The 6,000-nt window shown below is 66.1% G+C and carries 4 protein-coding genes; 3 read left to right on the forward strand and 1 reads right to left on the reverse strand.

What is annotated here, in order from left to right:
- Positions 1-153: 153 nt before the first annotated feature.
- Positions 154-840, forward strand: a complete 687-nt coding sequence (locus tag DFR29_RS06110; protein ID WP_133817704.1) for a response regulator transcription factor — start codon at positions 154-156, stop codon at positions 838-840.
- A gap of 18 nt (positions 841-858) precedes the next feature.
- On the forward strand, positions 859-2,154 hold the full coding sequence (locus DFR29_RS06115) for a sensor histidine kinase (protein ID WP_133817705.1): 1,296 nt from the start codon (positions 859-861) through the stop codon (positions 2,152-2,154).
- Between the two features lie 69 nt (positions 2,155-2,223).
- On the opposite strand, the gene DFR29_RS06120 is transcribed toward DFR29_RS06115, so the two are convergent.
- On the reverse strand, positions 2,224-3,147 hold the full coding sequence (locus tag DFR29_RS06120; RefSeq protein WP_133817706.1) for a branched-chain amino acid transaminase: 924 nt from the start codon (positions 3,145-3,147) through the stop codon (positions 2,224-2,226).
- Positions 3,148-3,464: 317 nt separating this feature from the next.
- On the opposite strand from DFR29_RS06120, the gene DFR29_RS29025 reads away from it, so the two are divergent.
- The coding region (locus DFR29_RS29025) for an Ig-like domain-containing protein (protein ID WP_166653908.1) at positions 3,465-6,000 on the forward strand (2,536 nt) is incomplete at its 3' end.

A 6,000-nucleotide genomic window follows, 5' to 3' on the forward strand; every position in this document is an offset into this window, starting at 1 on the left:
GTAGCTATTTGGCCCAAGCGAGGTGCGTTCCCCCAATGGCACCTCCTTGGGCCAATCTTTTCTTGGCCTTTCGTGCCGCTTCCCGCCGCTCCGTTCCTTCGCCGCATCCTCTGCGCATCCCCCATTCGAAACGGAGTTCGTTAAAGTAGGCCTATGCGCGTACTGGTAATCGAAGATAATCGTGACATCGCCGCCAATGTCGGCGACTTCCTCGAGGACAAGGGACACGTCGTCGACTTCGCCGGCGACGGCGTCACTGGCCTGCACCTGGCCGTGGTCAATGACTTCGACGCCATCGTGCTCGATCTCACCTTGCCCGGCATGGACGGCCTCGAAGTCTGCCGCAAGCTGCGCCAGGAGGCGCGCAAGCAGACGCCGGTACTCATGCTGACTGCCCGCGACGCCCTCGATCACAAGCTTTCCGGCTTTGATTCCGGTGCCGACGACTACATGACCAAGCCGTTCGCCCTGCAGGAGCTGGAAGCCCGGCTGCTGGTGCTGGCACGGCGCGGCAAGGGTCCGCAAAGCCGGGTGCTGCAGGTAGCCGACCTCAGCTTCAACCTCGATACGCTCACCGTAAGCCGGGCCGGCAAGCAGATTCCGCTCAACCCGATCGGGCTCAAGCTGCTGCAGTTCCTGATGGAAGCCAGCCCGTCGGTCGTTACGCGCCAGGATCTGGAACATCGGGTCTGGGGCGAAGAGCTGCCGGACAGCGATTCCCTGCGCGTGCATATCCACGGCCTGCGCGCGGCGCTGGACAAGCCGTTCGACAAGCCGCTGATCCAGACCCGTCACGGTATCGGCTATCGCATGGCCGATCCGGATGCGGCCAGCAGCTAAGCCGCAGTAATCGCACGAGTGCGCTACCGCCGCCGGCTACGCAGCCGCATCGTCATTTCCTTTGGCCTGTTCGGCATGGCCTTGACGGCGCTGTTCGCGCTGGCCGTGGTCGGCCTGCGCGGTACGCTGGAAGACCAGCTCATCAATGCCTCGTTGCAGGACGGGGTGAACAAGTTCCTCGATTTCAAGCGGGAGCACCCGGAAGAAGGCGCCCAGTTCCCGTTTTCGCCGGTTACGGCGCTGATCGTCAGTGAACGCAAGTTCGCCAACGTGCCGTTTGCCTGGCAGAAGTACGGCACCGGCGTCTATGACATCCGCGAGGCCGACGAACACGGCCGCGAGCGCCCGTACAAGCTGGCCGTGCGCAAGGAGGCCGATCTCTGGGCTTTCTACCGCTACGACGTGGCCAAGGAAGAGTTGGGCGAACGCCAGCTGATTACTGCGCTGATCGTCGCCGTCATCGTGTTCTCGGTGCTGGCTTTCGTGCTCGGTCTGTGGTCGGCGCGACGGGTAATGCGGCCAGTGGCCGACCTGGCCGAGCGCCTGCGTGCCTTCCGCAACGGCGCGCCGCCGGAAAACCTGGCCGCCCACTACGCCAACGACGAAGTCGGCGAGCTGGCCGCGGCGCTGGACGACTATCGCGAGCGCCTGACCGAAATGGTCGAGCGGGATCGCGAATTCAATGCTGACGTCAGCCATGAGCTGCGTACGCCGCTGGCAGTCATCGCGACCACGGTCGAGTTGCTCATGGCGGCGCCGAACCTGGCCGACAAATCGCGTGACCGGCTCAAGCGCATCGAGCGCGCCTCGCGCCAGTCCACCGAGCTGACCGAAGCACTGCTGCTGCTGTCGCGGCGCCAGCGCGAGGCGCCTAGCGACGGCGAGACCACCGATGTGGCGCGCGTGGCCGAGCAGGTGATCGAGGTCAACCGCACCCACCTCGCCAACAAACCGGTCGAAGTCATCCTGGAAGTGGACGAAGCGCTGGAAGTGGTCGCACCGTCCTCGGTCGTGGCCGTAGCCCTGACCAACCTGGTCGGCAATGCCTTCAAGTACACCCCTGCCGGCGAAGTGCGCGTGCGCATCGGCGACGGCAAGGTCGTGGTCGAGGACTCCGGTCCCGGTATCAAGCTGGAAGATGCCGAGCGCCTGTTCCAGCGCGGCTACCGCGGCGAGGGTGCGTCGGGCAAAGGCGCCGGCCTGGGCCTGGCCATTGTGCGGCGCCTGTGCGAGTTGTACGACTGGAAAGTCACGCTGCGTCCGCGCCCGCAGGGCGGGGCTGCGGCAACCCTCGATTTCCGCCTGCGCAAGTAGCGCCGGCCGCCGCGGCTCAGTGACGCATCAGACCGCGGCCCTTTCGGCGGCCGCGGTCCCAGCCGGCGCTCACGCGTCCAGCGCTTCCAGCCAGCCGTACTTGTCCGGCGTCTTGCCCTGGAACAGGCCGAAGAACAGCTCCTGGATGCGTGCCGTGACCGGGCCGGGCTTGCCGTCGCCGACCGGCTTGCCGTCGACCGAGCGGATCGGCGTGATTTCCGCCGCCGTGCCGACCATGAACAGCTCGTCGCACAGGTACAGGTATTCCCGCGGCAGGTCGCGCTCGATCACGCGGATGCCATTGTCCTCGGCCAGGGTAATGACCGAATGGCGGGTGATGCCATTGAGGATGGCGCTGGCCACCGGCGTGGTATGCAGCGCGCCGTTGAAGACCAGGAACAGGTTTTCGCCGGCGCCTTCGCTGAGCAGTCCGGTGGAAGCCAGGGCAATGCCTTCGCCGAAGCCCAGGCGCCGCGCTTCGCGTGCAATCAGCTGGCCGGAAAGGTAGTTGCCGCCGGCCTTGGCGCCGGCCGGGATGGTATTCGGGGCAAAACGCTGCCAGCTCGACACGCAGGCATCGATGCCTTTTTCCAGTACATCCGGCCCCAGGTACGGGCCCATTTCCCAGGTTGCCACGGTCACATCGGTCGGCGTGTCGGCAGAAAGGCCGAAACCGCCCAGTCCACGATAGGCGAGGGGACGCAAATACGCTTTGCGCAAATGGTTGGCCTTGATCACTTCGCGACAGGCGGCGTTGATCTGGGCCAGATCGTAGGGAATGACCATGTCGTAGATCTTGGCCGACTGAAACAGGCGCTTGTTGTGGTCGCTCAGGCGAAAGATCTGCGGCCCGGCCGGCGTGTCGTAGCAGCGGATGCCTTCGAATACCGAGGAACCGTAGTGCAAGGCATGCGACATGACGTGCGTAGTCGCCTCGGCCCAGGGCTTGATGTGACCGTTTTGCCAGATGAATTCGGGGTATTGCATGGCCATGGCAGGTTTACTCGCGCGGGACAAAGGCTTGAAAGCCTAGCGGTGGGTGGACGATTTGCCTAGCGCACAAGCCCTGGGGGTTTTTGACGATTGAGTATGGCCAGCCATAAACAGTCGAATAGTTCACTGAAAAGACAATTGTTCACGGCCTTGGTTTAGCATACGTACAAGCAGGTTTGGCCTTGCGGCCCGATCGAGGGGGAGTCGGCAGGCGAGGGGAGCTCGCTACCGACGCTGTGAAATCCCATTCGGTGTGGCAGGGAAAAGCGGTCCGCTACAGAAGTAGCGGCGGCATCGGTTCTGATGGGGATGGGTTCATGCGTATTCGTAGAGCGGCCTTGGCGGCCGTCGCTTTCTTGTTGGCGCTGGTCGCAACGACCACAGCGAGCGCCCAGACCTATACCTACTCCGTCTATGTCGACGGGGACTTGAGCCCCGCCAGCGGTTGTACCGTGCCGGCGATGACCGGTGCGGACTCGCGCCTTGAAGTCGATGTCAGCGGCGGCGTCTCGCCCCAGGTCGTGGCCGTGCGCCGCGCCACCTGCGTGGGTGCGGGCTTCTCGGCCGCCACGCCCATCGGCGGCGGCTACGCGGTCGGCCTGAACAATGGCGTCAGCGGTGCCGACGTGATCGAGCTGGCCGATGCGATGACTTCGCTGCGCATCGGCAACAGCGGCGGGCTGCGCCTGGCCGTGGTGGCGCAGAGCGCCGCCGGCCAGGACGACCTGCTCACCACCACCGGCGGCGGCCCCATCGTGCTGGGCCTGCCGGCGCTGCCGATTCCCTTCCTGACCTGGCCGATGCTGCTCGTCATGCTCGGCCTGGTGGCTTTCTTCGGCGCACGCCGGGTCAAGCACACGGCAGCCTGGCGTACTTTGTCCCTGTTCTTCATCGCCTGCGGCATTGCCATCGCGGCGAATTTCGCCGCCGACGGCCAGGTCGGCGACTGGGCCGGCACCACGCCGCTGGCCACCGACCCCGCCGGCGATGCGACCAGCGGCGAAAGCGCGATCGACATCACCACCTTGTTCGGCGCCTATGAAAACGAGCGCGTCTACCTGCGCATCGACGTACGCGACCTGCAGAACAATCCGCCCACCGTGGCCGGCCAGACGGTCACCACGCTGGAAGACCAGCCGCTGACGGTCACCCTGACGGGTACCGATCCGGAAGGCGCCAATATCACCTTCAGCGTGGCCACGGCTCCGACTGCCGGCACGGCAACCAATCTCACCTCCACGGGCCCGACCACGGCCACCGTGCTGTACACGCCCAATGCCAACGCCAATGGCGCTGACAGCTTCACCGTCACCGGCAGCGACGGCCAGGGTCCGTCTGCGCCCGCCACCATTGCCGTCACCGTCACGCCGGTAAACGATGCGCCCAGCTTCACCAAAGGCGCCGACCAGGCCGTGCCGGAAAGCGCCGGCGCGCAGACCGTTACCGGCTGGGCCACCGCCATCGGCGCCGGCCCGGCCGACGAGGCCAGCCAGACCGTCAGCTTCACCACCACGGTCGTCAGCACTACCGGCACGCTCGGCTTCAGCGCCGCGCCGGCCGTCGCCGCCAACGGCACGCTGACCTTCACCGCCAACGCAGCCACCTCCGGCATCGCCACGATCAGTGTGGTGGCGCAGGACAACGGCGGCACCGCCAACGGCGGCGTGGACACGTCCGCGGCACAGACCTTCGTCATCAACGTCAACGCGATCAACCATGCGCCCAGCTTCACCGCCGGTGCCAACCAGACCGTGCTGGAAGACGCTGCTGCACAGACCGTGGCCAACTGGGCGACGGCCATCAACGACAACGACGGCGGCAGCCAGATCGTCGATTTCCAGATCAGCGCCAATTCCAACCCCGCGCTGTTCGCCACCGCGCCGGCGATTTCGCCGACAGGTACGCTGACCTATACCACCGCGCCGAATGCCAACGGCACGGCGACCGTCAGCGTCGTGCTGCACGACAACGGCGGCACCGCGTTCGGCGGCAGCGACACCTCGCCGGCGCAGACCTTCACCATCACGGTCACGCCGGTCAACGATGCGCCGTCCTTCACCGCCGGCCCGAACCAGACCGTGTTCGAGAACGCCGGTGCGCAGACCGTCAACCCCTGGGCCACGGCGATTTCGGCCGGTCCGACCGACGAAGCCGCGCAGACGCTGAGCTTCGCCGTCACCGCCAACACCAATGTGGCGCTGTTCAGCGCGGCTCCGGCGATCTCGCCGACCGGCGCGCTGACCTATACGCCGACGCCCAACACCAATGGCACGGCCACCATCACGCTGCGCGTCAGCGACAGCGGCGGCACGGCCAACGGCGGCGTCGACACCTCGGCCACGCAGACCTTCACCATCACCGTCACCGGCATCAACCACGCCCCCAGCTTCACCGCCGGGCCGGCGCAGACCTCGCTGGAAGACGCCGGTGTGCAGACTGTGGCCAACTGGGCCACGGCGATCAGCGACAACGACGGCAACGGCCAGGTGCTGGATTTCCAGATCACCGGCAATACCAATGCGGCATTGTTCGCGACGGCTCCGGCGGTTTCGCCGACCGGCACGCTGACCTATACCGCTGCGCCGAACGCCAACGGCACGGCGACCATCACCCTGCTGCTGCACGACAACGGCGGCACGGCCAACGGTGGCGTCGATACCTCGGCGCCGCAGACTTTCACGATCACCGTCACCGCGGTCAACGACGTGCCCAGCTTCAGCGGCGGCACCTCGGCCAGCGCACTGGAAAGTGCCGGTCCGCAGACATTTGCCAATTTCCACACGGCGATTTCCGCCGGTCCGCCCGATGAATCCGGCCAGACGCTGTCCTTCGCGACGACGGTCGGCGCCACCA

Source organism: Tahibacter aquaticus (genome assembly GCF_004363655.1).
Classification (GTDB): domain Bacteria; phylum Pseudomonadota; class Gammaproteobacteria; order Xanthomonadales; family Rhodanobacteraceae; genus Tahibacter; species Tahibacter aquaticus.